20 protein-coding genes are annotated in these 24,952 nt (G+C 70.4%); 7 read left to right on the top strand and 13 right to left on the bottom strand.

Annotated elements, in window-relative coordinates; all coding sequences use genetic code 11:
• The first annotated feature begins 4 nt into the window (after positions 1-4).
• Positions 5-1,213, top strand: coding sequence for an RNA-guided endonuclease TnpB family protein (locus tag AB0I04_RS51090; protein WP_360902830.1), 1,209 nt, complete (start codon positions 5-7; stop codon positions 1,211-1,213).
• 270 nt (positions 1,214-1,483) lie between these two features.
• On the opposite strand, the gene AB0I04_RS51085 is transcribed toward AB0I04_RS51090, so the two are convergent.
• Positions 1,484-3,070 (bottom strand): MDR family MFS transporter, encoded by a 1,587-nt coding sequence (locus tag AB0I04_RS51085; RefSeq protein ID WP_360902827.1) that lies wholly within the window; start codon positions 3,068-3,070, stop codon positions 1,484-1,486.
• A 119-nt stretch (positions 3,071-3,189) separates the two neighbouring features.
• On the opposite strand from AB0I04_RS51085, the gene AB0I04_RS51080 reads away from it, so the two are divergent.
• On the top strand, positions 3,190-3,753 hold the full coding sequence (locus AB0I04_RS51080; protein ID WP_360902824.1) for a helix-turn-helix domain-containing protein: 564 nt from the start codon (positions 3,190-3,192) through the stop codon (positions 3,751-3,753).
• Between the two features lie 11 nt (positions 3,754-3,764).
• On the opposite strand, the gene glnA is transcribed toward AB0I04_RS51080, so the two are convergent.
• Positions 3,765-5,126, bottom strand: a complete 1,362-nt coding sequence (gene glnA, locus AB0I04_RS51075; RefSeq protein ID WP_360902821.1) for a type I glutamate--ammonia ligase — start codon at positions 5,124-5,126, stop codon at positions 3,765-3,767.
• A 295-nt stretch (positions 5,127-5,421) separates the two neighbouring features.
• Here glnA and AB0I04_RS51070 point away from each other — a divergent pair, with 295 nt between their 5' ends.
• A complete protein-coding gene (locus AB0I04_RS51070; RefSeq protein ID WP_360902818.1) occupies positions 5,422-6,864 on the top strand; it encodes an alkaline phosphatase family protein in 1,443 nt (480 codons plus the stop codon).
• A 69-nt stretch (positions 6,865-6,933) separates the two neighbouring features.
• On the opposite strand, the gene AB0I04_RS51065 is transcribed toward AB0I04_RS51070, so the two are convergent.
• The 6 genes from AB0I04_RS51065 to AB0I04_RS51040 form a co-directional block, all read right to left on the bottom strand.
• Positions 6,934-7,707, bottom strand: a complete 774-nt coding sequence (locus AB0I04_RS51065; protein ID WP_360902815.1) for an amino acid ABC transporter ATP-binding protein — start codon at positions 7,705-7,707, stop codon at positions 6,934-6,936.
• Positions 7,704-8,525 carry an amino acid ABC transporter permease gene (locus AB0I04_RS51060; RefSeq protein WP_360902812.1) on the bottom strand — a complete coding sequence of 274 codons (822 nt, stop codon included), beginning with the start codon at positions 8,523-8,525 and terminating at the stop codon, positions 7,704-7,706. The genes AB0I04_RS51065 and AB0I04_RS51060 overlap by 4 nt, the downstream gene beginning before the upstream one ends.
• A 31-nt stretch (positions 8,526-8,556) precedes the next feature.
• Positions 8,557-9,366: an ABC transporter substrate-binding protein gene (locus AB0I04_RS51055; RefSeq protein ID WP_360902809.1), complete on the bottom strand. Its 810-nt coding sequence runs from the start codon at positions 9,364-9,366 to the stop codon at positions 8,557-8,559.
• 74 nt (positions 9,367-9,440) lie between these two features.
• Positions 9,441-10,994, bottom strand: a complete 1,554-nt coding sequence (locus AB0I04_RS51050; RefSeq protein ID WP_360902806.1) for a penicillin-binding transpeptidase domain-containing protein — start codon at positions 10,992-10,994, stop codon at positions 9,441-9,443.
• A gap of 140 nt (positions 10,995-11,134) precedes the next feature.
• The gene (locus AB0I04_RS51045) at positions 11,135-11,941 is read right to left on the bottom strand and encodes an ABC transporter substrate-binding protein (protein WP_360902803.1); all 807 of its coding nucleotides are present in this window, start codon (positions 11,939-11,941) and stop codon (positions 11,135-11,137) included.
• 56 nt (positions 11,942-11,997) lie between these two features.
• Positions 11,998-13,008 (bottom strand): DUF5937 family protein, encoded by a 1,011-nt coding sequence (locus AB0I04_RS51040; RefSeq protein ID WP_360902800.1) that lies wholly within the window; start codon positions 13,006-13,008, stop codon positions 11,998-12,000.
• Positions 13,009-13,063: 55 nt separating this feature from the next.
• On the opposite strand from AB0I04_RS51040, the gene AB0I04_RS51035 reads away from it, so the two are divergent.
• On the top strand, positions 13,064-14,296 hold the full coding sequence (locus tag AB0I04_RS51035) for an MFS transporter (protein ID WP_360902797.1): 1,233 nt from the start codon (positions 13,064-13,066) through the stop codon (positions 14,294-14,296).
• A gap of 250 nt (positions 14,297-14,546) precedes the next feature.
• Here AB0I04_RS51035 and AB0I04_RS51030 read toward each other — a convergent pair whose 3' ends face one another.
• Positions 14,547-15,938, bottom strand: a complete 1,392-nt coding sequence (locus tag AB0I04_RS51030; protein WP_360902794.1) for a glycoside hydrolase family 16 protein — start codon at positions 15,936-15,938, stop codon at positions 14,547-14,549.
• Between the two features lie 232 nt (positions 15,939-16,170).
• On the opposite strand from AB0I04_RS51030, the gene AB0I04_RS51025 reads away from it, so the two are divergent.
• Positions 16,171-17,406: an MFS transporter gene (locus AB0I04_RS51025; protein ID WP_360902791.1), complete on the top strand. Its 1,236-nt coding sequence runs from the start codon at positions 16,171-16,173 to the stop codon at positions 17,404-17,406.
• Between the two features lie 173 nt (positions 17,407-17,579).
• Entirely contained in the window at positions 17,580-18,512 is a 933-nt protein-coding gene (locus tag AB0I04_RS51020) for a LysR family transcriptional regulator (RefSeq protein ID WP_360902789.1), read from the top strand.
• 89 nt (positions 18,513-18,601) lie between these two features.
• On the opposite strand, the gene AB0I04_RS51015 is transcribed toward AB0I04_RS51020, so the two are convergent.
• A complete protein-coding gene (locus AB0I04_RS51015) occupies positions 18,602-19,591 on the bottom strand; it encodes a phospholipase D-like domain-containing protein (RefSeq protein ID WP_360902786.1) in 990 nt (329 codons plus the stop codon).
• Between the two features lie 373 nt (positions 19,592-19,964).
• Here AB0I04_RS51015 and AB0I04_RS51010 point away from each other — a divergent pair, with 373 nt between their 5' ends.
• Complete coding sequence (locus AB0I04_RS51010) at positions 19,965-21,809, top strand: NAD+ synthase (RefSeq protein ID WP_360902783.1); 1,845 nt, start codon at positions 19,965-19,967, stop codon at positions 21,807-21,809.
• A gap of 31 nt (positions 21,810-21,840) precedes the next feature.
• On the opposite strand, the gene AB0I04_RS51005 is transcribed toward AB0I04_RS51010, so the two are convergent.
• The 3 genes from AB0I04_RS51005 to AB0I04_RS50995 form a co-directional block, all read right to left on the bottom strand.
• Positions 21,841-22,719 carry a sugar phosphate isomerase/epimerase gene (locus AB0I04_RS51005; RefSeq protein ID WP_360902780.1) on the bottom strand — a complete coding sequence of 293 codons (879 nt, stop codon included), beginning with the start codon at positions 22,717-22,719 and terminating at the stop codon, positions 21,841-21,843.
• A complete protein-coding gene (locus AB0I04_RS51000; protein WP_360902777.1) occupies positions 22,716-23,732 on the bottom strand; it encodes a Gfo/Idh/MocA family oxidoreductase in 1,017 nt (338 codons plus the stop codon). The genes AB0I04_RS51005 and AB0I04_RS51000 overlap by 4 nt, the downstream gene beginning before the upstream one ends.
• A gap of 102 nt (positions 23,733-23,834) precedes the next feature.
• Entirely contained in the window at positions 23,835-24,773 is a 939-nt protein-coding gene (locus AB0I04_RS50995; RefSeq protein WP_360902774.1) for a TIM barrel protein, read from the bottom strand.
• Positions 24,774-24,952: the final 179 nt, after the last annotated feature.

Genomic DNA, 24,952 nt, shown 5'->3' with positions numbered 1-24,952 from the left:
GGTCATGCGGACGGCGTACAAGTGCCGGGCCTACCCGGACCCCGAGCAAGCGGCGGTGTTCAGCCGCACGTTCGGGTGTGTGCGCCTGGTGTGGAACATGACCCTCGCCGAACGCCACGCGGCGTATCACGAGCGGGGCGAGAAGACCTCTTACAGGCAGACCGATGCGGCGTTGACCGGGTGGAAGAAGACCGAGGATCTGGCGTTCTTGTCCGAGGTGTCCTCGGTTCCGTTGCAGCAGACGCTGCGGCATCAGCACGCGGCGTTCGCGAACTTCTTCGCCGGCCGCGCCAAGTATCCGCGTTTTAAGAACCGCAACTCCCGGCAGTCCGCGCATTACACACGCTCGGCGTTCCGCATGAAGAACGGCGAGCTGTACATGGCCAAGACCACCACGCCGCTGAGGTTCGTGTGGTCCTTCGACGAAGTTGAGGCGTCCACGCTCAACCCCACCATGGTCGTCATCTCGCGTGAGGCGGATGGCCGCTGGTACGTGACGTTCGCCATCGACACCGATGCGCCCGACCCCATAGACCAGGCCGAGCACGCCATCGGCGTCGATCTCGGGGTGAAGGACTTCGCGGTCACCTCGGACGGGGAGCGCATCGCCAATCCCCGGCATCTGGAGCGTAAGGCCCGCAATCTCGCCCGCTATCAGCGGCGGATGGCCCGCTGCGAGCGCGGGAGCATGAACCGGCGTAAGGCCAAGGCGAAGGTCGCCCGCGCCCACCGCAAGGTCCGTAACGCCCGCGCCGACTTCCTGCACCGCGTTAGTACCAGCCTTGTCCGCAGGGCGGACACCATCGTGATCGAAGACCTCGCGGTCACCAACATGGTCAAGAACCATGCGCTGGCGCGCGTCATCAGCGACGCGGGCTGGGGTGAGTTCCGCAGGCAACTGGAGTACAAGGCCGAACGCGCCGGGCGCACCCTCGTGGTCATCGACCGCTGGTACCCCTCCACCAAGACCTGCTCGGCTTGCGGACACCTGCTCGCGGAGCTGAGTCTTTCCACCCGGCGCTGGACGTGTCCGGGCTGCCGTACCCGGCACGACCGGGACATCAACGCGGCCAAGAACATCCTTGCGGCTGGTCGAGCCGTAGCCAGGGGTGACCCTGGTGATGCCTGTGGAGCTGGTGTCAGACGGCAAGGGCCCTCCCTTCCGCAGCCGGCGCTGAAACAGGAAACCCACGCCGCGAGGCGCCCGGCCTAGCCGGATCGGCCACAAGGCCGACGGGATCCCCCTCCTTCAGGAGGGGCAGCAGTCAAGAAGAAAGGTAATCATTTTCCGCAGGCAGTGCGTCCCCGGCCCCGGCCGTGACGCCCGGCACCGGCACCGGCACCGGCACCGGAACGAAGCTGATCAAGGCGAGCGTCTTCGGCCTCGGCGCCAAATCGCGTTTCGGCACGCTCCCCCGCTGACGGGGTCCCGAAGTAGCGAAAGGGGGCTCCCGGCGGGAACCCCCTTTTGTCGTGGACGAGATCAGATCGCCGGTTCGGCGATGGTCTCGGCGGCCTGCTCCTTCGAGCCCTTGGGCGCGGAGCCGCGCAGCGGCACCTCGCGGACGAACCAGGCGACGATGAACGCGGCGAAGGCGACGACCGCTCCGCCGATGACCGTCCCGTGCAGGCCGCTGGTGACACCGGCCTCGAACGCCTCCCGTACCGGCGCGGGCAGCGTGTGCAGCATCGCCGGCGTCAGGTGGGCGCCGCCAGAGGAGATCTTGTGGGCGGCCTCGGCGCCGAGCCGGTCACCGACGGTGTGCTCGAGGCGGTTGGTGTAGATCGACCCGAACAGGGCCACGCCGAGCGAGCCCCCGACCGTACGGAACAGGGTGACCGAGCCGCTCGCCGCGCCCATGTCCCGCAGCTCGGCGCTGTTCTGGGTGATGAGCGTGGTGTTCTGCATGATGAAGCCCATGCCGAGACCGACGCCGAGCGTCAGCGCGGAGCTCATCGCCGTGCTGGTGTCCACCTTGAGCATGAGCAGGACGAGCATGCCCACGGTCATGATCGCGCCGCCTATGATCGGGTACAGCTTGTAGCGGCCGTTGCGGGCGATGAGCTGGCCGGTGGTCAGCATGACGACGAGCATGCCGAACATCAGCGGCAGGAGCAGCAGGCCGCTCGTCGTCGCCGAGGCGCCCTGGACGTCCTGCATGTAGTACGGGAGGAAGTTGACCGCGCCGAACATCGCCGCGCCCACGAAGAAGCTGAGGATCTGCGCGACCGTGAAGTTGCGGTTGCGGAACAGGCGCGGCGGCAGGATCGGCTCGGCGGCGCGTGCCTCGGCGAAGACGAACAGGACCAGGGCGACGACCGATGTGACCGCCAGGCCGATGATCTGCGCGGACCCCCAGTCGTACTGGGTGCCGCCCCAGCTCGCGACGAGGGTGAGGGCGACGACGCCGACCGTCAGCAGGAACGCGCCGATGAAGTCGATCTTCGCCTTGATGTGCGGCGTGTGCAGGCGCATGCCCAGGCCGGTGACGAGCAGGGCGACCGCGCCGATCGGCACGTTGACGTAGAAGGTCCAGCGCCAGCTGAGGTGGTCGGTGAGGAACCCGCCGATCAGCGGGCCGCCGACGAACGCGATCGGCATCATTCCGCCGATGATCGCCTGGAAGCGGCCGCGCTCGCGGGGCGGAACCAGGTCACCGATGATCGCGAACGCGCCGACCATCAGGCCGCCGGCGCCCAGGCCCTGCAGCGCCCGGAACCCGATGAGCTGGTTCATGCTCTGCGACAGCCCGGACAGCATCGATCCCGCGAGGAAGATGACGATGGACGCCATGAACATGCCCTTGCGGCCGTACAGGTCGCCGAGCTTCCCCCAGATCGGCGTCGCGGCCGCCGTGGCGAGGGTGTAAGCGGTGACGACCCAGGCCAGATGGCTGAGGCCGCCCAGATCACCGACGATCGTCGGCAGCGCGGTGCCGACGATCAGGTTGTCGAGCATCGCGAGGAACATGCCGAGCATCAGGCCGATGATCGCGATGTAGATCGATCGCGTGCTTCTCGACTCCGCCGCGCCCGGTGGCGCTGAGTCCGCAGTCGTCGTCCCCGACATGGGTAGCCTCTTCTCTGATGGCCTTGGTTCTTACTTGCCGACCGGCTAGTGAAACTTACTTGCCGTACGGTAAGCTAAAAACTAGCCGGTCGTCAAGTTAGTTTGAGTGGAGATTGATCATGGGCGAACACCGCGGCGACACCCGGGCGAGGATCCAGGCGGTCGCGCTCGAGCTGTTCGCTGAACAGGGTTACGAGAAGACGTCGCTACGGGAGATCGCCGAGCGGCTCAACGTGACCAAGGCGGCGCTGTACTACCACTTCAAGACCAAGGAAGACATCATCGTCAGCCTGTTCGACGATCACCTGGGCAGGCTCGACGAGCTCATCGCCTGGGGCCGGGAACAGCCGGCGACCCGGGAGATGCGGCAGGAGCTGGTCCGCCGATACGCCGACCATCTGTACGGCAGCGGGCCTGGGATCATGCGCTTCGCGCACGAGAACCAGGGCACCATGCGCGACCTCGCCGTCGGCGAGAAGCTCAAGTCCCGGATGAAGGGCCTGCGGGAGCTGCTCATCGACCCGAAGGCCCCGCTGACCGACCAGCTCAAGTCGGCCATGGCGCCCTTCACGCTGAACGTCGCGCACTTCGCCTTCGAGGAAAACGACATCACGGACGAGGAGCGGCGGGCCACCGGGGTCGCCGTCGCGCTGGAACTGGTCTCCGGGTCGGGCGAAGGCTGACCCGCTCGGCCTTACAGCACCGAGAGGTAGCGGCGGCGCTCGTACGGCGTGACCTGGCGGCGGTAGTCCTCCCACTCCGCGCGCTTGTTGCGGAGGAAGAAGTCGAAGACGTGCTCGCCGAGGACCTCGGCGAGCAGCTCGCTGCGCTCCATCGCCGCGATGGCCTCGTCGAGGCTCTGCGGCAGCGGCTCGATGCCCATCGCGCGGCGCTCGGCCGCGGTCAGCGCCCACACGTCGTCCTCGGCGCCCGGCGGCAGCTCGTAGCCCTGCTCGATGCCCTTCAGGCCCGCGCCCAGGATCGCGGCGAAGGCGAGGTAGGGGTTGCAGGCGGTGTCGGGCGCGCGGAACTCGATGCGCGTCGCGTGGCCCTTCTGCGGCTTGTACATCGGGACACGGACCAGCGCCGAGCGGTTGTTGTGGCCCCAGCAGATGTACGGCGGCGCCTCACCGCCGGCTCCGGCGGACGCGCCGACGCCGCCCCACAGACGCTTGTAGGAGTTGACCCACTGGTTGGTGACCGCGGTGATCTCGGCCGCGTGCCGGAGCAGCCCGGCGATGAACGCCCGCCCGATCTTGGAGAGCTGGAACTCCGCGCCGGGCTCGTAGAAGGCGTTGCGGTCGCCCTCGAACAGCGACATGTGCGTGTGCATGCCGGAGCCGGGCTGGTCGGTGAACGGCTTGGGCATGAAGGAGGCGTGCACGCCTTGCTCGAGCGCGACCTCCTTCATCACCAGGCGGAACGTCATGATGTTGTCGGCCGTGGTGAGCGCGTCGGCGTAGCGCAGGTCGATCTCCTGCTGGCCGGGACCGCCCTCGTGGTGGCTGAACTCGACGGAGATGCCCATCGACTCCAGCATCATGATCGCGTTGCGCCGGAAGTCGTGCGCGGCCCGGTGCGGCGTGTGGTCGAAGTAGCCGCCCGAGTCGACGGTCGACGGCTCGCTGCCGTCGTCGGGGCGGTCGCCCAGGAGGTAGAACTCCAGCTCGGGGTGCGTGTAGAAGGTGAACCCGAGGTCGGCGGCGCGGCCGAGGGTGCGCTTGAGGACATAGCGCGGGTCGGCGAAGCTCGGCGAGCCGTCCGGCATGAGGATGTCGCAGAACATCCGGGCCGTGCCCGGCGACTCCGCGCGCCACGGCAGCACCTGGAACGTAGAGGGGTCCGGCTTGGCGAGCATGTCGGCCTCATAGACGCGGGCGAACCCCTCGATGGCCGATCCGTCGAAACCGATGCCCTCGGCGAATGCCTGCTCCAGCTCGGCGGGCGCGACCGCGACGGACTTGAGGAATCCGAGCACGTCGGTGAACCACAGCCGGATGAAGCGGATGTCGCGCTCCTCAAGCGTGCGGAGCACGAACTCCTGCTGACGGTCCAAAACTAGATCCCCTTATGCAACCTGCGGCGACAACTCTGACCTCGTATCAGTGTGCCGCGTCCATGTTTCGGTCACGTTACAACGTTCCGGGGCCTGACCGGCCGTGAGGAGGAGCGTCCAGACCTCCTGCCTCGGAGGATGTCTCCCCCGTCCCCGATTTGCCGTTTCTTGACCGGCCGTACGCCTTTGTTCCGGACCGCGTTCAACCGCCGGACCCGTGCCGCACGCCGGATGTCCGTCCCCGGTCGGTACACGTAGGCGTTGCCGATCTCCGGCCCGCACCGAGGGAGCCTCCATGCGAAAACGTCTCATCGCCGGCACGGCCGCCGGACTCGCCGCCGCGGCACTCGTCGCGCCGACGACCGCGCAGGCCGGCCCGACCACACGGCACGTTCTGCTGCTGAGCGTCGACGGCCTGCACGAGTCGGACCTCGTCCGTTACGCCGCCGCGCATCCGAAGTCCGCCCTCGCCGGGCTGCTGCGGCGCGGGACGTCGTACCCGCACGCCAGGACGACGACCCCGTCGGACTCCTTCCCCGGACTGTTGTCGATGGTGACCGGCGGCACCCCGCGCAGCACCGGCGTCTACTACGACGACAGCTACGACCGGTCGCTGTCCGCCCCCGGATCGGCCTGCACGAGCAAGGGCACCGAGGTCGTCTATGACGAGTCCGTCGATCGCGATTCGACCAAGGTCGACGGCGGAGGCGGGCTCGACCCCGCCAAGTTCCCCCGCGACCCGGCGAAAAACTGCGCGCCGGTCGCCCCGCACGCGTACCTGCGGGTCGACACCGTCTTCGAGGTGGTCAAGAAGGCCGGTCTCCGCACCGCGTGGAGCGACAAGCACCTCGCCTACGACATCGTCAACGGGCCGTCCGGCAAGGGCGTCGACGACCTGTACACGCCCGAGATCGCGTCGGTGCCGGCGTCCGGCACCGCGGGCAATGACGACCTGAAGGTGGCCGGGATCCTGCACGAGGTGGACGGCTACGACCACACCGGCACCCACCGCGCCGACGTGCCCGCGGTCTTCGGCATGAACTTCCAGGCCGTGAGCGTGGCCCAGAAGGATCCGGCCGGCGGCTACCAGACCGGCGGCGCGCCCGGCCCCGAGCTGGCCGCGGCCCTCGACCACACCGACGCCTCGATCGGCCGCATCGTCGCCGAGCTCGGACGCAGGAACCTGCTCGGCTCGACCGACGTCATCGTGACCGCCAAGCACGGCCAGTCGCCGATCGACAAGAGCAAGCTCAAGATCATCGGCACGGACGTCGTGCCGGGCATCGTCAACGCGGTCAAGCCGGGGCTCGTCGCCCAGGCGACGCAGGACGACGTCGGGCTGATCTGGCTGACCGACCAGTCGAAGACGGCCGCGGCGGCGGCCGCGCTGCGCGAGCACGCGGCCGATGCCGGGATCGCCAGAGTGCTGGCCGGCGAGGACATCGTCAGGCGGTTCGGCGACCCGCGCCGTGACCCCCGGGTGCCGGACCTGGTCGTGATCACCAAGCCCGGCGTGATCTACACCAAGCCGGGCAAGAAGATCGCCGAGCACGGCGGCTTCAGCGCGGACGACACCCACGTCGCCCTGGTCGCCGCGGGTCCGGGCTTCCGGCACACGACGATCGGCCGGCACGTACGGACGACACAGATCGCACCGAGCATCCTGACGTTGCTGGGCCTCCGGCCCGACGCTCTGCAGGCGGTACGGATCGAGGGCACCCGACCACTGCCCCGGTGACGCGCGCCTGAGGTGCTCACCGGACCGGGTGAGCCGTTCGCCTGAGCGACTCACCCGGTGACAGGCCTCTCAGTCCTCGACGTCGGCGGCGGCCGGGTCGAGGACGCGTGACAGGAACCGGCGGGTCCGCGCGTGCTCCGGGTCGCCGACGACCTTCGACGGCGGCCCCTCCTCGACGATGACGCCGCCGTCCATGAACACGACCCGGTCGGCGACCTCGCGGGCGAAGCTCATCTCGTGGGTGACGACCAGCATGGTCATCCCTTCGAGGGCGAGCTTGCGCATGACGGCGAGCACGTCACCGACGAGCTCGGGGTCGAGGGCGGAGGTGGGCTCGTCGAACAGCATGACCTCCGGGCCCATGGCCAGCGCGCGGGCGATCGCCACGCGCTGCTGCTGGCCGCCGGACAGCTGCGCCGGGTAGGCGTCCACCTTGTCGGCCAGGCCCACGCGGGCGAGGTTGTCCCGCGCGACCCGGTCGGCCTCCTCCGCTGAGCGCCGCAGCACCTTGCGCTGGGCGATGGTGACGTTGCCGAGCACGGACAGGTGCGGGAACAGGTTGAACTGCTGGAACACCATGCCGATGCGGCGGCGCGACGCGTCGATGTCGACGTCCGGGTCGGTCAGCTGCACGCCCCCGACGTACACCTCTCCGGCGGTGGGCTCCTCCAGGAGGTTCACGCAGCGCAGCAGCGTGGACTTGCCGGAGCCGGACGGCCCGATGATGCACACGACCTCGCCGCGCCGGACCTCGAAGTCGATGCCGCGCAGCACCTCCAGGTCGCCGAACGCCTTGTACAGCTCGACGACCTGGACCGCAGCGCCGTCGTTCACGATGGTCACCGCTGCCCCCTCTTCTGCCGGGCCTCCAGCCGCCGGGCCAGGTGGCCGAGCGGAATCGTGATGATCAGGTAGCAGAGGGCGGCGACGATGATCGGCGTGGTGTTGCCCTGCTGGCCGGTCACGTCCTGGGCGAGCTTGGACAGCTCCCGCTGCTGCAGCGTGACGCCCAGATACAGCGCCAGGGAAGAGTCCTTGAACAGCAGGACCAGTTCGTTGGTGAGCGGCGGGATCACGATCCGCAGCGCCTGCGGAATGACGATCGAGCGCATGGCCCGCCCGTGCGACATGCCGAGCGTGCGCGCCGCCTCCATCTGGCCGCGCGGCACGGCCTCGATGCCGGCCCGGATCGTCTCGGCCATGTACGCCGCCGAGACCACTCCCAGGGCGAGGGCGGCCTGGCCGTACACGCCGCCGGGGATGTTGACCCCCGGGAAGGCGAGCGGGACGCCTGTGCCCACGAAGATGAAGATGAGCAGCGCGGGCAGCCCGCGGAACACCTCGATGTAGGCGATGGCGAACCAGCGGTACGGCGGAACCGACGACAGCCGCATCAGCGCCAGCACCAGGCCGGTCACCAGGCCGAGCACGAACCCGCTGACCGTGAACAGCAGGGTGTTGCGCAGCGCGACCGTGATGACGTCGGGGAACATCGTCTTGGCGACGCGCCACTCGGCGAAGTTGGTCTTCAGCGAACCCCAGTCCGCCAGGGTCGCGGCCAGCACGATAGCGATGACGAAGATGCCGTACTCGCCGCCCAGGATGAACCGGCGGCGCTGCCTCCGGGTCAGCCGCGGCGCCGCCTCCGCGTGTTGAGTCATCTGCGGCCTTTCGGATCGTTCAGCGGCGCGCTCAGGCGTTCGCCGGCATCGGGCCGATCCACTTTTCGTAGATCTTCTTGTACTCGCCGTTCTGCCGCGCGTCGTCGATCGCCTGGTTGATCAGCGCGAGCAGCTTGGGGTTCTTGCCCTTGCGGACGGCGAAGCCGTACTGCTCACCGGTGTTGAGGCTGGCGGCCACGGCGTACTTGACGTTCGCCGGGTCCTTCAGCCAGCCCTGCACGACCGGGTAGTCCTCGATGATCACGTCGACCTGGCCGCTGCGCAGCCCGTTGAGCAGACTCGCGGAGTCCTTGAAGGACTTCGAGTCGATGCCCTTGGAGTGAACGAAGTCCTCACCCGTGGTGCTCGCCTGGGAGCCGACCTTCAGCTTCTGGGCCTTCACCTCGTCCAGCGACGTGAAGCTCAGGCCCTTCTTGGTCATGAGGGCCTGGGTCGCGTTGAAGTACGGCTTGGTGAAGTCGATGAACCGCGCCCGCTCCGGCTTGATCGTCATACCGGCGGCGGCGACGTCGCACTTCCCGGCGTTCAGCGCCGCCCCGCCCTTGATGGTCTCGAACGGCGTGTCGACGACCTGCTGGGTCACGCCGAGCTTCTTGGCGACCAGGTCGATCATGTCCACGTCGAAGCCGACGACCTTGCCGCCCTGGGCCGACTGGAACGGCGGGTACGGCAGGTGGGTGCAGGTGGTGAGCTTGCCCTTCTTCACCAGCTTGGCGCCCTGCACCGTCGCCCCGTCTCCCCCGCTGCTACAGGCGGTCAGGGCGAGAGCGGCCGCACAGAGCCCTGCGGTGGCGGCGGCAAGCCGGCGACGAATAGCCACAATTCCTCCATAAGCCATGAAAACAACTGTCCGACTATGTCATATCAGTCACCACCTGCGAATACTCCAGTGGGTCACGACTTGATCACAGTCAGGAAGCGGGCCGCCACCGGCGCGGCCGCCTGCCCGCCGTCGCCGCCATGCAGGACGAACACCGCGAAGGCCAGATCACCCCGGTAGCCGATGAACCACGCGTGGGTACGGCCCTGGGCATCATATTCGGCGGTCCCGGTCTTGCCCGCCGTGCCTACCGGAAGCCCGGCGTGCGCCGCGGTCCCCCGCGTGACGACCGCGCGCATCATCGACCGCAGGCCCGCCACCGCCGCCGACGGCAGCGGCCGGACCGTCCCCTTCGCCGCGAGGCGCTCTGGCACCAGGCGCGGAGAGCGGTACGAGCCGTCGGCCACGGCCGCGGCGGCGACGGCCATCGCGAGCGGGCTCGCCTGGACCTTCCCCTGGCCGATGGACGCCTCGGCCAGGGCGTTGTCGCCGTCGGGGGCGGGGAAGTCACCGGCGTACGCGTCCGTCCCCGGGGCGAAGTGGGCGCCGAACCCGAAGGCGGCGGCGCTCGCGCCGAGCCGCCCGGCACCGGCGCTCACCCCGAGCGTCGCGAAGGTCGTGTTGCAGGATTCCGCGAACGCGTCGGCGAGCGGCACGCGCCCCAGGGCGAGATCGCCGTGGTTGTGGATGGTGCGCTGCCCCGCCACCGTGACCGCCGGGCAGTCCACCGGGCTGGAGGGGGTCATGCCGCCGTTTAGGAGGGCCGCCGCCGTCACCACCTTGAAGGTCGACCCCGGCGGATACAGGCCCAGGAACGCGCCTTTGGCCTCCGGCAGCCGGTCGGCGACCGCCAGGATCTCGCCCGTCGATGGACGGATCGCGACCAGCGCGGCCGACGCCGACCCGACGGCCGCGTCGGCGGCGGCCTGCGCGCGCCGGTCGATGGTCGTGCGGAGGGGATGGGCGTCCTTCCCGCCGAAGGTCTTGAGCCGCACGGCCACCTGCCCGGGATTCCGGATCTGCACCGCCCACCCGGGACTGCCTTCCTCGGAGCCGTCGCCGAGACCGGCGAGGTACGGCTGCACGCTGCTGTCGCCGGGAAGCGGTCGGCCGTCCACGGCGACCGGGGCGGCCGACGCGGACTCGATCCGCGTCAGGAACCACTGGCCGCCGTCGGCCAGGGCGGGATGCAGGGTGGCGGGCGACCACACCACCCGCCAGGCGCCGTTCCGCCGGGCGAGCCGAAGGGTCGCGTGGAAGCTCCAGTCTCCGACGTCGCCCAGTTCGCGGGTGACGGCGTAGTCGACGGACGCCTCGTCCCCGTGCCGCACCGGCCGGCCCGGGGTGAACTCCACCGAGTCCACATGCAGCGACCGCGACAGGTCCCGGTGCCGGTCGGCGAAGTCCCCGGGCGGGTCGTCGACCAGCCGCCGCATCGCGGCGAAGTCGCCGTTCCCCCAGGCGCGGAAGTAGGCACTCGCGGCCTGCTCCGGCGTCGCCGGCCCGCTCGGCCGCCGTAACGCGGCGCAGGAGAACGCGGCCGCCGCCACCAGCACGATCACCCCGGCCACGAGCACGACGACCTTACGCATGCGGACTCCCCCGTCGACGGCGTCTGAGTCGATCATTAAGTCGATCATTCGCCGCCGAGCGAGGGCGATGGTCTGACCGATTCCGGTCGGCTCACCCGGGCAGCCCAGCACCCCGGCGGTGCCGGGCGGCGTCGACCTGCGGGTCCGGCCGCATCAGAACTCAGGGTCCGGCCGCGTCAGCCTGCCGCGTCGGGTGGCATCGGGCCCATCCAGCGCTCGTACGTCCGCCGGTAGGTGCCGTCTCGCCGGATCTGCGTGATGACCTGGTCGATCAGTCGGACGAGGGCTGGGTTGTGCCCCTTGCGCACGGCGAAGCCGTACTGCTCGTGGGTGCGCAGCCCGGGGACGAGGACGAAGTCGGCGTTGGCCTCGTCGGTGAGCCAGTAGCGCACGACCGGGTCGTCCTGGACGAGCACGTCGATCTGGCCGGTGCGCAGCGCGTCGAGCTCGGTCGTGGCGTTCTCGTACGCCTTCGGCTGCCATCCCTGGCCGCGTGCGTACGCCTGCCCGGTCGTGCCGGCGACCACGCCCACCCGCAGCCCACTCGGACCGAAGGCGCCGGGCGTGACGCGCTCGCCGCGGCGGGCCATCAGCACCTGCCCGGAGTCGAAGTACGGCCGGGAGAAGTCGACGACCGCCGCCCGCCGCGGGTCGATGGTCATCCCGGCGGCCGCCACGTCGCAGGCGGCGACCGCGAACACCTGGCCGGAGGTGATCGCGGTGAACCGGGTGTCGACGATCTTCTGCCGGACGCCCAGCCGCCGGGCGACCATGTCGATCAGGTCGACGTCGAAGCCGACGGTCGCCTTGTCCCGCTGGAACTGGAACGGGGCGTACGGCAGGTGGGTGCAGGTGGTCAGCGTGCTCCGGGCCACCAGGTGGACGCCCCGCAGGGTCTGGCCGGCCGGCGCGCAGGCGGCCAGCAGGCAGGCCGCCGCCGTCGCGGGCAGGGCGGACGCCCGGGAGAGAGTGATCAGGTGCACGGTGCCTCCGAGAGGGTCGCGACGTTCCATCCGTCCCGCTCACGCAGCAGAGTCAATCAGTCGCGCTCGGTCACGTCCATGTCGATCGCGCCGCCCGCCTCCGCGAGCGCGTCACCCGAGGCCGTGCGCGCGTACAGCACGCGCCGGCCGACCCGGCGGCCCGTCACCAGGCCGCAGGCGCGCAGAACGCCGAGGTGCTGGCTGATCGCCCCCGGCGTCACCGCGAGCCGCCGGGCGAGCTCCGTCGTCGACGCCGGGCCCGCGAGCGCGAGGAGCAGTCCCGCCCGGCGCCGGCCGATCAACGCGGCGAGGGCGTCCGGGGGCGCCGCCGGAGCCGTCTCCCACAGTGTCGCGACGCCGTTCACCGGATAACTCAGCATCGGCCGGTACGGCGGGGTCATCACCGAGACCGAAGGCCAGACGAACACGCTCGGCACCAGGATCAGCCCGTGCCCGGCCAGCGCACCCCGGTATTGCCACGTGCGCTGCACGGCGAGCCGGTCGCCGTGCCAGCGGACCGCCTCGTGGAGCCCGGCGAAGAGCCCCTCGGCCCCTCGCTCGGTGAGGGCCCGGGACCGCCGAAGCACGTCGGTCTCCAGCAGCGACTGGATCCTCGGCCAATACTCCTCGAGCGCCGCCTCCCAGTAGGCGCCGAGCAGGTCCGTGACGTGCGCGAGCGTACGCTCGGGCTCCTCGATCATCGCCTGGCGCCGCTCGTCGAGCGGGGCGGTGCCCTTGCTGCGCAGCCCGACGTGCCGGATCTCCTCGACGACCGAGTGGGCGGGCGTGGCCCGGACCAGGGCGAGCTCCGTGGCGAAGTCGGGCACCGGGGACTCCGGCGGCGGCGTGAGGAAGTCGGGGATGTACCCGTCGGCGGGGACGAGCGCGTGCAGCGGCGTCAGGTCGAGCCGGCGCAGCCGGGGCCGTACCGCGCGCACCCACGGCATGTGCAGCGCGCGCCGCGAGGGATCGGCCAGCACGCGCAGGCTGTGCGCGAGCTCCCAGAGCGGAGAGAACGCGAACCGGACGCGCGCGACGTCGTCCGGGGTGAAGAGAAACTCGATCATTTAGGCACCGCTAAAAGATTTTCACGCGAGGCCCCGGGTTGTCGACCATTCCCCCATGACCCCCGTCGAGGAGATCCCCGTTCCCCCGCCCACCCGCCTCCCCGCCTTCCTGTACACGCGTGTGGGCGGCCTGCCGCGCGCCTTCTGGGTGCTGTGGACCGGCAGCTTCGTGAACCGGCTCGGCACGATGGTCGAGCCGTTCCTCGCCTTCTACCTCACGGGGGTGCGCGGCCTGTCGGTCGCCGCGACCGGGCTCGTGCTCGCGCTGTTCGGTCTCGGCTCGATCGTGTCGCAGGTCGTCGGCGGGGTGCTCGCCGACCGGGTCGGTCGGCGAGCCACCCTGACCGGCGGGATGCTGGCGACCGCGGCGGCGATGCTCGCGCTCGGGTACGCCACCACGACGCCGGTGCTGATCGCGCTGGTGTTCGTGCTCGGCCTGACCATCGACGTGTACCGTCCCGCCTCGCAGGCGCTGCTGGCCGACCTGATCGGCCCCGCCGAGCGGACCCGCGCGTTCGGGCTGCTGTTCTGGGCGATCAACCTCGGCTTCGCGGTGGCGATGGTCCTCGGCGGGACGCTGGCGCGCGCGGGGTTCACCTGGCTGTTCTGGGTGGACGCGGCCACCTCCGTGGTGTGCGGCGTCCTGGTCTGGCGGGCGGTGCCCGAGACCCGGGCCCGACGGGCGGAACGCGAACCCGGCGGCTTCGCCGACGTGCTGCGGGACCGCGTCGCGGTCGGCTCGGTGCTGGTCGTGCTGTGCTACGGGTTCGTCTACCTGCAGGCGTACTCGACGCTGCCGCTCGCGATGCGGCACGCGGGCCTGCCCCCGTCGGCGTACGGCTTCGCGATGGCCGTCAACGGCATCGGGATCGTCATCGTGCAGCCGCTGATCGGCGCCTGGCTCGGCCGCCGCGACCACAGCCGGGTCCTGGCCGGGGGCGTGGCCGTGGTGGGCGCCGGGTTCGGGCTGACCGCGTTCGCCTCGTCGGCGTGGGCCTTCGCGGCGGTGGTCCTGGTGTGGACGCTGGGCGAGGTGCTGTTCGCGTCGGTGTCCAGCGCGATCATCGCGGACCTCGCGCCGCCGCACCTGCGCGGCCGGTACAGCGGGCTGTACGGCACGGCGTTCTCGCTCGCGTCGTTGCTCGGCCCGCCGGCGGGCGGCTGGCTGCTCGGCGTGGCCTCCTGGTCGCCGTGGCTCGTCTGCGCGCTCCTGTGCGGGACGGCCGCCGCCGGCGCCCTCGCGCTCGGCCCGGCCGTACGGCGACGGCGGCAGGCCCTCACCTCTTAGAGCCCGCGCGGACTGGGCCGCCGGGCTCGCGGCGCCCTCGCGGCGCCCTCGCGGCGCCCTCGCGGCGCCCTCGCGGCGCCCTCGCGGCGCCCTCGCGGCGCCCTCGCGGCGCTGTCGCCGGTCGACGGCCAAGCCCGGGCCGCCTCCCTGATACGGCGCCCATTCCGCGCGGGCTCTCGGTGACTCGGATGAGCGCGGGCGCGGAGCGGGCGGGGCGGGATCCGAGTCTCGCGCCCCGCGCCCGCACGTCTCAGTGGCCGAAGTCGAACCAGTTGACGTTGACGAAGTCGGCGGGCTGGCCGCTGGTGAAAGTCAGGTACACGTCGTGCACGCCGGTGACCCCGGCGATGTTGGCTGGGACCGTGCGCCAGCTCTGCCAGCCGCCGGTGTTCGCGATGGCGAAGCTTCCGATCGGTGCGTTCGATCGGCTGTCGAGGCGCACCTCGACCAGACCGCTCACCCCGTCGGCGGCGCCGCTGGCGACCCGCGCGTAGAACTGCGTGGCGGCGGTGGAGCCGAAGTCGACGCCCTTGTACAGCGCCCAGTCGCCGTTGGCGATCGAGCCGACGTCCTGCCCGGCGCCGCTGTCGGTCGTCGTCTCGGTGTTCAGGCCGGACTGCTGGTCGTACGACTCGGCCTGGATGGGGGCGTAGGCGTCGTGGCTCCCCGACGGGGGCGGGGTGGTGCCTCCGCCGTCGGTCTGCCAGGCCGCGACATAGTCGACCAGCATCGGGTGGCCGGGGACGGTGCCGGAGTCCGGGCCGCCGCCGTACGCCGCCGGAAAGCCGCCGCCCATCGCGACGTTGAGGATGATGAAGTATCCGTGGTTCGTCGCGTTGGCCCAGGTGGTGGCGTCGACCTGGTCGGCGCGGACGGTGTGGAAGTTCACGCCGTCGAGGTAGAAGCGCATCTGCTCGGGGCTCGTGCTCCGGTCCCACTCGAGGGCGTACGTGTGGAAGTCGGCCTGGCAGGCCGTCGGTGAGCAGGCCCGCTGGCCGCCGATCCCGGTGGTCTCATTGCACGGACCGCCGGGACTGGTGCCGCAGTGCATCGTGGCCCACTCATTGTTGATGCCTTGAACGTTCTCCATGATGTCGAGCTCGCCGATTCCCGGCCAGTTCCACCAGTTCCCGCGATAGGGGGCGCCCAGCATCCAGAACGCGGGCCAGTAGCCGTGCGCCGCCGCACTGGTGACGTCCGGCATCTGGATCCGCGCCTCGACCCGGAGCTTCCCGCCGGCGGGCGGCTGGAAGTCCGTGCGACGGGTCTCGATGCGGCCGGATGTCCAGTTGCCGGCGCCGTCGCGCTGCGGCGTGATCCGCAGATTCCCTGAGCCGTCCAGGGAGACGTTGGACGTCGAAGAGGTCATCGTCTCCACCTCCCCGGTGCCGAAATTCGCGGGGCCGCCGGGATAGCTCGTCCCGGTGGTGTACTGCCAGTTCGAGGTGTCGACGCCCGAGCCGGCGGGGCCGTTGAAATCGTCGGTGAAAACCGTCGTCCAGCCGGGTGGGGCACCGGGCGCGGACGCGTGCACCGGCCGGGAGACGGCCGTCGCCGCGACGCCGGCGACGGCCAGGGCGGATAGCAGGGCAAGGAGGGCACGGGGCACGCGCCGGCCGTGCCTGACGGGGGACGCACTCATCGGGACCTCTCTTCGAGAGCGGGGCGGGGGCCATGAGCGCGCAGTCAGGAGGCTGCGGCCTCACTGTCCCTCTTCCGACAAATGAGGTCAAGGCATGAACACATGCTGGTTCAACCCGAATTTCCGCGTTCAATAAGTAAACGACCCTGATCCCCGGGGAGGGGTTGACCATACCGGTCCGGAATGTCTAACTTCAGGTGGTTAATCCCCTCTGAGGCGGCGTACGAGCTGAATGGTGCAGGCTCAAGGCTCCTGTGTCCTGGCGCGCGGACTGTCCGTTCTCCGGGAGCGTGACTTCCGCTGGTTCTTCCTCGGCCAGTGCACCTCGATGCTGGGCGACGGGATGGTCGCGCCGGCGCTCGCCTTCGCCGTCCTCGGCCTCACCGGGCGCGCCTTCGACCTCGGCGTCGTCCTCGCCGCCGGGTCGGCGGCCCAGGTCCTGTTCACGCTGGCCGGCGGGGTCATCGCCGACCGGCTGCCCCGGCACGCGCTGATCCTCGGCACCGACCTCGTCCGCGCCGTCGTCCAGGGCGTCTCGGCGACCCTTCTGATCACCGGATCCGCCCGGATCTGGCAACTGCTGGTCTTCCAGACGGTGCACGGGATCGCCGCCGCGCTGTCCGGGCCGGCCGTGCCCGGGATCGTGCAGGCGACGACCAAGCCGGAACAGCGGCAGTCCGCCAACGCCCTGCGCGTCCTAGCCCTCTCGACGTCACTGCTCACCGGGCCCGCCGTCGCCGGCGCCCTCGTCGTCGGCGTCGGTCCCGGATGGGCGATCGCCGCCGACTCCGCGACCTTCGCCGTCAGCGCCGCCTGCCTGTCCCGGCTCCGCCTGCGGCCGGCCGGTCACGAACGGGCGCGACGGTTCACCCGCGACCTGGCCGACGGCTGGCGGGAGTTCCGGTCCCGGCGCTGGGTGTGGAGCGTCATCGTCGCCGCCTCCCTCGTCAACCTGCTCTACGGCGCGTTCTCCGTGCTCGGCCCGACGATGAGCGCCCGGTCGTTCGGCGGGGCGGGGGCGTGGGCGCTGATCTCGGCGACGTTCGGCGCCGGCTGCCTCGGCGGCGGCGTGATCGCCCTGTGCGTACGGCCGCGGTTCCCGCTGCGCTCCGGCGTGGCGATGATGGCGATGTTCGCCTTCCCCACCCTCGCCCTCGCCGCCGGTCTCACGGTGATCGGCATCGCCGTGGCGGCGTTCTGCGGCGGCGTGGTCCTCATGGTCTTCAACACGCTGTGGGAGACCGCCCTGCAGCAGCACATCCCGGCGGCCGCGCTGTCGCGCGTCAGCGCCTACGAATGGGCGGGCGCGATCGCCTGCCAGCCACTGGGCCTCGCGCTGGTGGCGCCCGTGGCCGGCCAGGTCGGCCTGCACACCACCCTCTGGACGGCGGGGACGCTCCAGATCCTCGTCGTCCTCACCCCGCTGCTCTTCTCCGAGGTGCGGACGCTGGGGTCCCGGCCCGGCTGACCGCGCTTGGAACGCGGATCACCGTGTGCCCGCCCGCGTCCGGCGCTTCACCTCCGCCGCGCCAAGGACCTGCCAGAACGCGGTATCGGGACGAACCGTTGACCGATAGATTCACGGTGCACGCCATGATCGAGAGATTGTTAATCTACAGATTCACGATCCGGAGGGGACGGATGGAACTTCGGGATATCGAGATCTTCTTGACCCTCACCGAGGAACTGCACTTCGGCCGGACCGCCGAGCGGCTCCACATCACCCCGTCCCGCGTCAGCCAGGCGATCAAGAAACAAGAGCGCGGCATCGGCGCCCCCCTGTTCGACCGCACCTCCCGCGTGGTCCGTCTCACCCCACTCGGCGAGCAGCTGCGCGATGAACTGGGCTCGGGGTACCGGCAGATCATGAAAGGCATCGAGGCCGCGAAGGACGCCGTCCACGGCACGACGGGAAGCCTCACCCTGGGCACCATGGGCCCGATGACCCTGATGATCGGCGACCTCCTCGACCTGTTCCGGACCCGCCACCCGGCGGCACGGCTACAGCATCGCGAGATCCAGCCGCCCTCCCCGCTGGACCTGCTCCGCTCGGGCGAGGTCGACGTGGCGGTGCTGTGGCTGCCGGTCCGCGAGCCCGACCTGACCGTCGGCCCGGTGATACGTACCTCGCGGGTGCTGCTGATGGTCGGCGCCGACCATCCCTACGCCGGACGCGATTCCGTCGGCCTGGAGGACCTCGGCGACTGCGCTCTGGTCGGGGGCCGGTCGATCCCCGCGTACATGGAAGAGACCCTCGCGCCTTACCGCACCCCCTCGGGCCGTCCCATCCGGCACGCCCCCAAGGTCGCCACCTGGCAGGAGGCGCTCACCGCCGTCTCCTCCGGTCAGGCGGCCGCCGGGGTCGCCGCCGAGGCCGCCCGCTTCTACCCCTGGCCCAGCCTGGCCTTCGTGCCCATCCACGACGCCTCGCCGTGCCAGTGGGCCCTCGTCTGGCGCACCGCCGACGAGAGCCCGCTCATCCGCGCCTTGGCCCAGGCCGCCACCGACCTCGGGAGCGCCACCGAATCCGACGCCCCAGACACCGCCGAGCACGTCCGGCAACGCCCCGCTTAGTCTCGGAGACGTGGCCGTCGTCCACCGGCGGGATGCGGACGGTCGCGGCTGCCCGCCACGTGACGAAAGAGCGGGCAGCCGTCTGGGGGTCAGCCGCCGAACCGGGTCCCGCCGGCGAAGTCGGAGCGGAATGCCGTCTCGATACCGCGCAGCACACCGGAGGCGTTGACGATCAGCCCCAGTTCGCGGTTGTGGTTGAGCGAGTTGTCGGAGAAGTTCTCCGAGCCCTCGAAGACCTTCGCGGTCGCGGTGCCGTAGTCCACGACTATGGCCTTCGCGTGGATGTACCGGCCGGTCTTCCCGTTGTAGGTCACCACCTTCCCGCCGGCGTCGACGACGCTCCGGAACCGGCCCCGGTAGTTGCTCCGGTTCATCCCGACCACGCGGACGGCCACACCGCGCTTCGCGGCCGCCACGATCGCGTCGACGAGGGCGGCGTCGTCGAACTCCCATTCCTCGACGTCAAGCGAGTGCCGTGCGCCCTTGATGAGGGGGAGCAGACGTTTCTGGGCGTCGGTCGGGGACCAGACCAGGTGGTGGCCGTCGGACGGGGTGACGGAGGTCTTGGCGTAGTCGGCGTTGAAGACCCGTTCGATGGCCGAGACGTCGGCGGTGTCCGTGTCGAAGACCGCGTAGTCGCGATAGTGGGCGTAGTCCTTGGAGTTGAGGTTGCCGGTCATGATGAGGGACCTGGCACGGTCAACGGTGATCGTCTTCTGGTGGGTGTAGACGAAGGCCGAGGACGAGTAGGTCACACCGACACCGCCCGCCTTGAGCGTCTTGTAGGCGGACGCGTTGACAGAGGTGCGCCGGCGGTCGAGGATGACTCGGACCTTGATGCCCGCCTTCCGGCGTTTGACGAGATCTGTCACCACAGCCTTGTCGTGCAATTCGTACATCGTCAGGTCGATCGAGCGGGCGGCCGATTTGATGAAGCCGTAGACGGCGGAGTGGCTCTGGTTCGGAAACACCAGCAGGCGGAAGGTGCCCGAGGCGTTGGCGGTGCCGGAGACGGTCGCGGTGACGACCGTCGTGGCACAGGCCGCGAGCGCGACGCGCCGAATGAGGGCACGAGGCATGAGGGGGCTCCCGGGGGGATTCGGGTCCGACGGAACGGTGCGGTTCTGGGGACCGCGGTCCGAGCGGACCGGCGAAGGTAGATCGAGAGAATCCCTAGCAGGAACAAGAGCCCGCCTAACGGGCATTTGCCTCAAATCTAGTGTTTCGAAAAATCTCCGTTAACGAAATAGGTTAGAACGGCCTAAATTTCCGCGAAGTGCTCGGGTCGCGGTCGCCTCGGGCCTTCGATAGGCCGCGCTTGTCATCGGGTCGCGGTCGCCTCGGGCCTTCGATAGGCCGCGCTCGTCATGCGGCGGCCGGACCGGTCGGTCGGCTCATCGACGGGGGATCCGTGGAAACGCGGTGGGGCATGCCTCGTTTAGTCTCGGAAACGTGGCACGGCTTCGTATCGCACTCGCCCAGGTCAACGCGACCGTCGGCGACCTCACGGGCAACGCCGGCCGCACCGTCGAGTGGGCCCGGCGCGCCGCCGACCGCGGCGCGCACCTCGTCGTCTTCCCCGAGATGTTCCTCACCGGCTACCCGGTGGAGGACCTCGCGCTGCGCAAGTCGTTCGTGGACGCGTCGATCGCCGCGCTGGAGGAGACCGCCCGGCGGCTCGCCGACGAGGGGCTCGGCGGGCTGCCGGTCGTCCTCGGCCACCTCGACCGGCGCGCCGACGTCGTCGACCGCGTCGGCCAGCCCGCCGGCGCGCCGCTCGACGCGGCGGCAGTGCTCCACCAGGGCCGGGTCGTCATCCGTAGCGCAAAGCACCACCTGCCCAATTACGGCGTCTTCGACGAATACCGCTACTTCGTCCGCGGCGACCGGCTGCCGGTGTTCCGGCTGCACGGCGTCGACGTCGCCGTGGCGATCTGCGAGGACCTGTGGCAGGAGGGCGGCCCGGTCACCGTGACCCGCGAGGCCGACGCGCAGCTGCTGGTCGTCCCGAACGCCTCGCCGTACGAGCGGAACAAGGACGACGTCCGGCTGGCGCTGTGCGCGCGCCGGTCGCGCGAGGCGGGCTGCGCCCTCGCGTACGTCAACCTGGTCGGCGGGCAGGACGAACTCGTCTTCGACGGCGACTCCGTCATCGTCACCGGTGAGGGCGAGCTGATCGCCCGCGGTCCGCAGTTCGAGGAGGACCTGCTCGTCGCCGACCTCGAGCTGCCGCCCGCGCCGGCGGAGTTCACGCCGGGCGAGACGCCCGCCGACGGCCACGACGGGACGACCATCACGATCGAACGCGTGCTGCTGTCCGCCGAACCCGTCGAGCCGTACTCCCCCGAAGAGCCGCCCTGCGCCGAACCGCTCGGCGACCTCGGCGAGGTGTACGGCGCGCTGGTCCTCGGCGTCCGCGACTACGTCCGCAAGAACGGCTTCCGCTCGGTGATCCTCGGGCTGTCCGGCGGCATCGACTCGGCGCTGGTCGCCACGATCGCCGCCGACGCGATCGGCCCCGGGAACGTCCACGCCGTCCTCATGCCGAGCCGCTACTCCAGCGACCACTCGATAACCGACGCCGAGGACCTCGTCAAGCGGCAGGGCCTCCACGCGCGCACCGTGCCGATCCGCGGCATCGTCGACTCCTACGAGGCCGAGTTGGAGCTGCACGGGCTCGCCGCCGAGAACCTCCAGGCGCGCGTCCGCGGCAACATCCTCATGGGCCTGTCCAACGAGCACGGCCACCTGGTGCTCACCACCGGCAACAAGAGTGAGCTGGCCACCGGCTACTCCACGCTGTACGGCGACTCCGCCGGCGGGTACGGGCCGATCAAGGACGTCCCGAAGACCACGGTGTTCGCGCTGTCCCGCTGGCGCAACGAGCGGACCGACGGCGGGCACCCCTTCGCGCGCCCCTCCGAGGCCCCGCCGATCCCGCGGAACATCATCGACAAGCCGCCGTCCGCCGAGCTGCGCCCCGGCCAACTCGACACCGACTCCCTCCCGCCGTACGACGTCCTCGACGCGCTCCTGGACGACTACGTCGAGAGGGACCTGGGCCGCGACGAGCTGATCGCGGCGGGCCACGATCCAGGGCTGGTCGAGCGGGTGATCCGGCTGGTCGACGCGGCGGAGTACAAGCGCCGCCAGTACCCGCCCGGGCCGAAGATCACCCCGAAGAACTTCGGCCGCGACCGCCGGCTCCCCATCACCAGCAAGTGGCGCGAGATCGTCGCCCCGCACACCACCGACCCCGCCCGCGTGGCGAAGGAGCAGACCGCGAAGGACGCCTGAGCCGGACTCAGAAGAACGCCTGAGCGGGGGCTCAGGAGGGCGCCGACGCGGTCAGTTCCTTGGAGACGCGTTCCAACATGAAGGCGGAGGACTCGCGGGCGCGTTCCTCCCAGGCGAACACGCAGACCGTGGCGACGCCGTCGAACTCCAGCTCGCGGAGCGTGCCGAAGAAGACGCCCCAGTCCAACTCGCCCTGGCCGATGTCCAGATGCTGGTGGACGCGAGCCGGCGTGCCGGGCGGGTTGAGGATGTAGCGCAGGCCGGAGGAGCCCTTGTGGTCGAAGGAGTCGGCGATGTGCACGTGGGCGAGCTTGTCCCCGGCGTAGCGCATCATCGAGGCGATGTCGGCTCCCGGGTCCTCGCCGGACAGGTGGAAGGTGTGCGGCGCGCAGTACAGGTAGTTGACCCACGGCTTGTTGATGGCCCTGACCAGGTCCACGGCCTGGTCGTTGACCTCGCAGAAGTCGTCGGGATGCGCTTCGAGGTTGAGCGCGATGCCCTCCCGTTCGAGGATCGGCAGGAGCTCCTCCAGCGACCGCCAGAACGCCGCCTCGCTCTCGGCGGCACGCTCGGGACGGCCGTTGAACTCGGAGTTCATCAGCGTGCACTCCAGCTCGACGGCGACCTCGATCATGCGCTTCCAGTAGCGCACAGCGGCCTGCCGCTCGGTCTCGTCGGTGCTGGACCACTTGTACAGCGGGAGGATGGAGGCCAGTTCCACACCGGTCTCGCGCAGGGCCGTCCTGAGCTCCGCGACCTTGGCGTCGTCGGCCCTGGGGTGCAGGAAGAACGGCATGAAGTCGGGCCGGGGCGACAGCTCGATGTGGGAGTAGCCGAGGTCGGCGGCCGTACGCACCACCTCGGTGAGCGGCAGGGCCCGGAACATGTACGGGTCGAGGGCGATCTTCACTGCTGGGCTCCCGGGTAGAAGGCGGGGCGGGCTTCCAGGTCGACGGCGACGATCTCCTGTGTCTTCAGCGCCTCCACGGTGGCGTCGCCGACCGCGGTCGCCGCGTATCCGTCCCAGGCGGTGGGACCGGTGGCGGTACCGGCCGCCGCGGCGTCGACCCAGGCCTGGATCTCGGTGTCGAAGGCGTCGCCGAACCGATCGCGCCAGTCCGAGACGATCGCGGTGCTCTCGCGCCCGTCGTGGCGTACGGCGGGCCGGGCGGGGTCGGGCAGCCGGGCGGCGCCGGTCTCGCCGACGATCTCGCAGCGGATGTCGTAGCCGTACTGGCAGTTGACGAAGACCTCCACGTCGATGCGGACGCCGCCGGAGGTCGCGAACAGCATGATCTGCGGGTCCTGGAGGTGCTCGAACCGCCGGCCGGTCGGGCGGGGCGTGAGCACCTGCGCCGAGACGATCTCCTCCCCCAGCAGCCAGCGCAGGACGTCGACCTCGTGGATGGCGGTGTCCAGCATGGCCATCTCGGATGTGTAGGAGACCGGCACCGTGGGGTTGCGGTGGGCGCAGTGCACCATCAGCGGTGTGCCGATCCCGTCGGCGTCGACGAGTTCCTTGAGCCGCCGGTAGCCGGCGTCGTAGCGGCGCATGAAGCCGATTTGGACGAGCCGCCCGCCGTGCGCGATCTCGGCCTCGAGGATGCGCAGGCAGTCGGCCGCGGCGGTCGCGAGGGGCTTCTCGCAGAAGACCGGCTTGCCGGCCGCGATGGCGGCCAGCACGTACTCGGCGTGGGTCGGCCCCCATGAGGTCACCAGCACGGCGTCCACGTCGGGACCGGCGATCACCTCGGCGCCCGAGGCGTACGCCCGGGCGCCGGTCTCGGCGGCGATCCGCTCGGCCCGGTCGGCGGTGAGATCGGTGATCGCGACCACCTCGGCGCCGGTGACGACGGTCGTCAGCCGGCGGGTGTGTTCCTGGCCGATCATTCCGGCCCCGATCACTCCGACGCGCAAGGTCATCGCGTCCTCCTCTTCGGTCATTTGGTCTGGGTGCGTATGGGTGGGAATCGACTGTCGGGACGGCGAGCTCACGACCTGTACGGGTGAAGGCGACCGGTCGTGCTACCGGATCGCGGGTCGGCGGCTTCCGGACAGGCCCTGGCGGCCCAGGTAGTCGCGGGTGCGCACGGCGATGGGAAGCGGGACGTCCGGCGCGCACGGGTAGAGGTCCTGCTCCACGATCACGAAGAGTCCGGCGTCCAGCTTCGACAGCTCGGCGATGACGTCGGCGGGGTCGGGAACACCGGCCGGGGGCGAGACGCACACGCCGCGCCGAACGGCCTCGCCGAAGCCGAGGTTCTCCGCGTGGACCTGGGCGAGCACCTCCGGGTCCATCTGCTTGATGTGCACGTAACCGACGCGGTCGCCGTACCGGCGGATCAGGTCGACGGTGTCGCCGCCGCCGTAGGCGACGTGGCCGGTGTCCAGGCACAGGTTGACGTAGCGGGAGTCGGTGCCGTCCAGGAGGCGTTCGATCTCGGCCTGGGTCTGGATGTGGCTGTCGGCATGCGGGTGGACGACGAGCCGGACGTTGTACCGTTCCAAGAGGATCTTGCCGAGTTCGTCGGCGGCCGCCGTGAGGGCGCCCCACTGGCCGGGCGCGAGGGTGGGCTCCTCGGTGAACTCACCGGTCTTCTCGTCGCGGAACATCGGCGGGATGAAGACCAGGTGGTGGGCGCCGGCGGCGGCGGTCAGCTCGGCGACGCGGCCGACCTCGGCGAGCATCGTGTCCCACTCGTGCGGGCGGTGCAGGGCGCCGAAGGTGGTGCCGCCGGAGACGCTCAGGCCACGCGAGCCGACCTCCTCGGCCAGCCGCTCCGGGTCGGTCGGCAGATAGCCGTACGGGCCGAGTTCCAGCCACTGGTATCCGGCCTGCGCGAGTTCGTCCAGGAAGCGGGTGAAGTGGACCTGGCGTTCGTCCTCGGGGAACCAGACGCCCCAGGAGTCGGGTGCCGAGCCGAGACACAGGTTGCCCACGACGGGGCCGGAGATCGTCGTCATCGCGTGAGTCCTAATCAGTTCTGGGAGCCTGCCATCCGGCAGACTCCTGGGTTGGTTGGTAGCCGCCGGCAAGTGAGCACTCATGTGTCCTAATCAGTTCTGGGAGCCTGCCATCCGGCAGACTCCTGGGTTGGTTGGTAGCCGCCGGCAAGTGAGCACTCATGTGTCCTGGACATCGA

The sequence above is a fragment of the Actinoallomurus sp. NPDC050550 genome, from assembly GCF_040655075.1.
In the GTDB taxonomy this organism is placed as follows: domain Bacteria; phylum Actinomycetota; class Actinomycetes; order Streptosporangiales; family Streptosporangiaceae; genus Actinoallomurus.
This window is presented reverse-complemented; position numbering and strand designations above follow the sequence as displayed.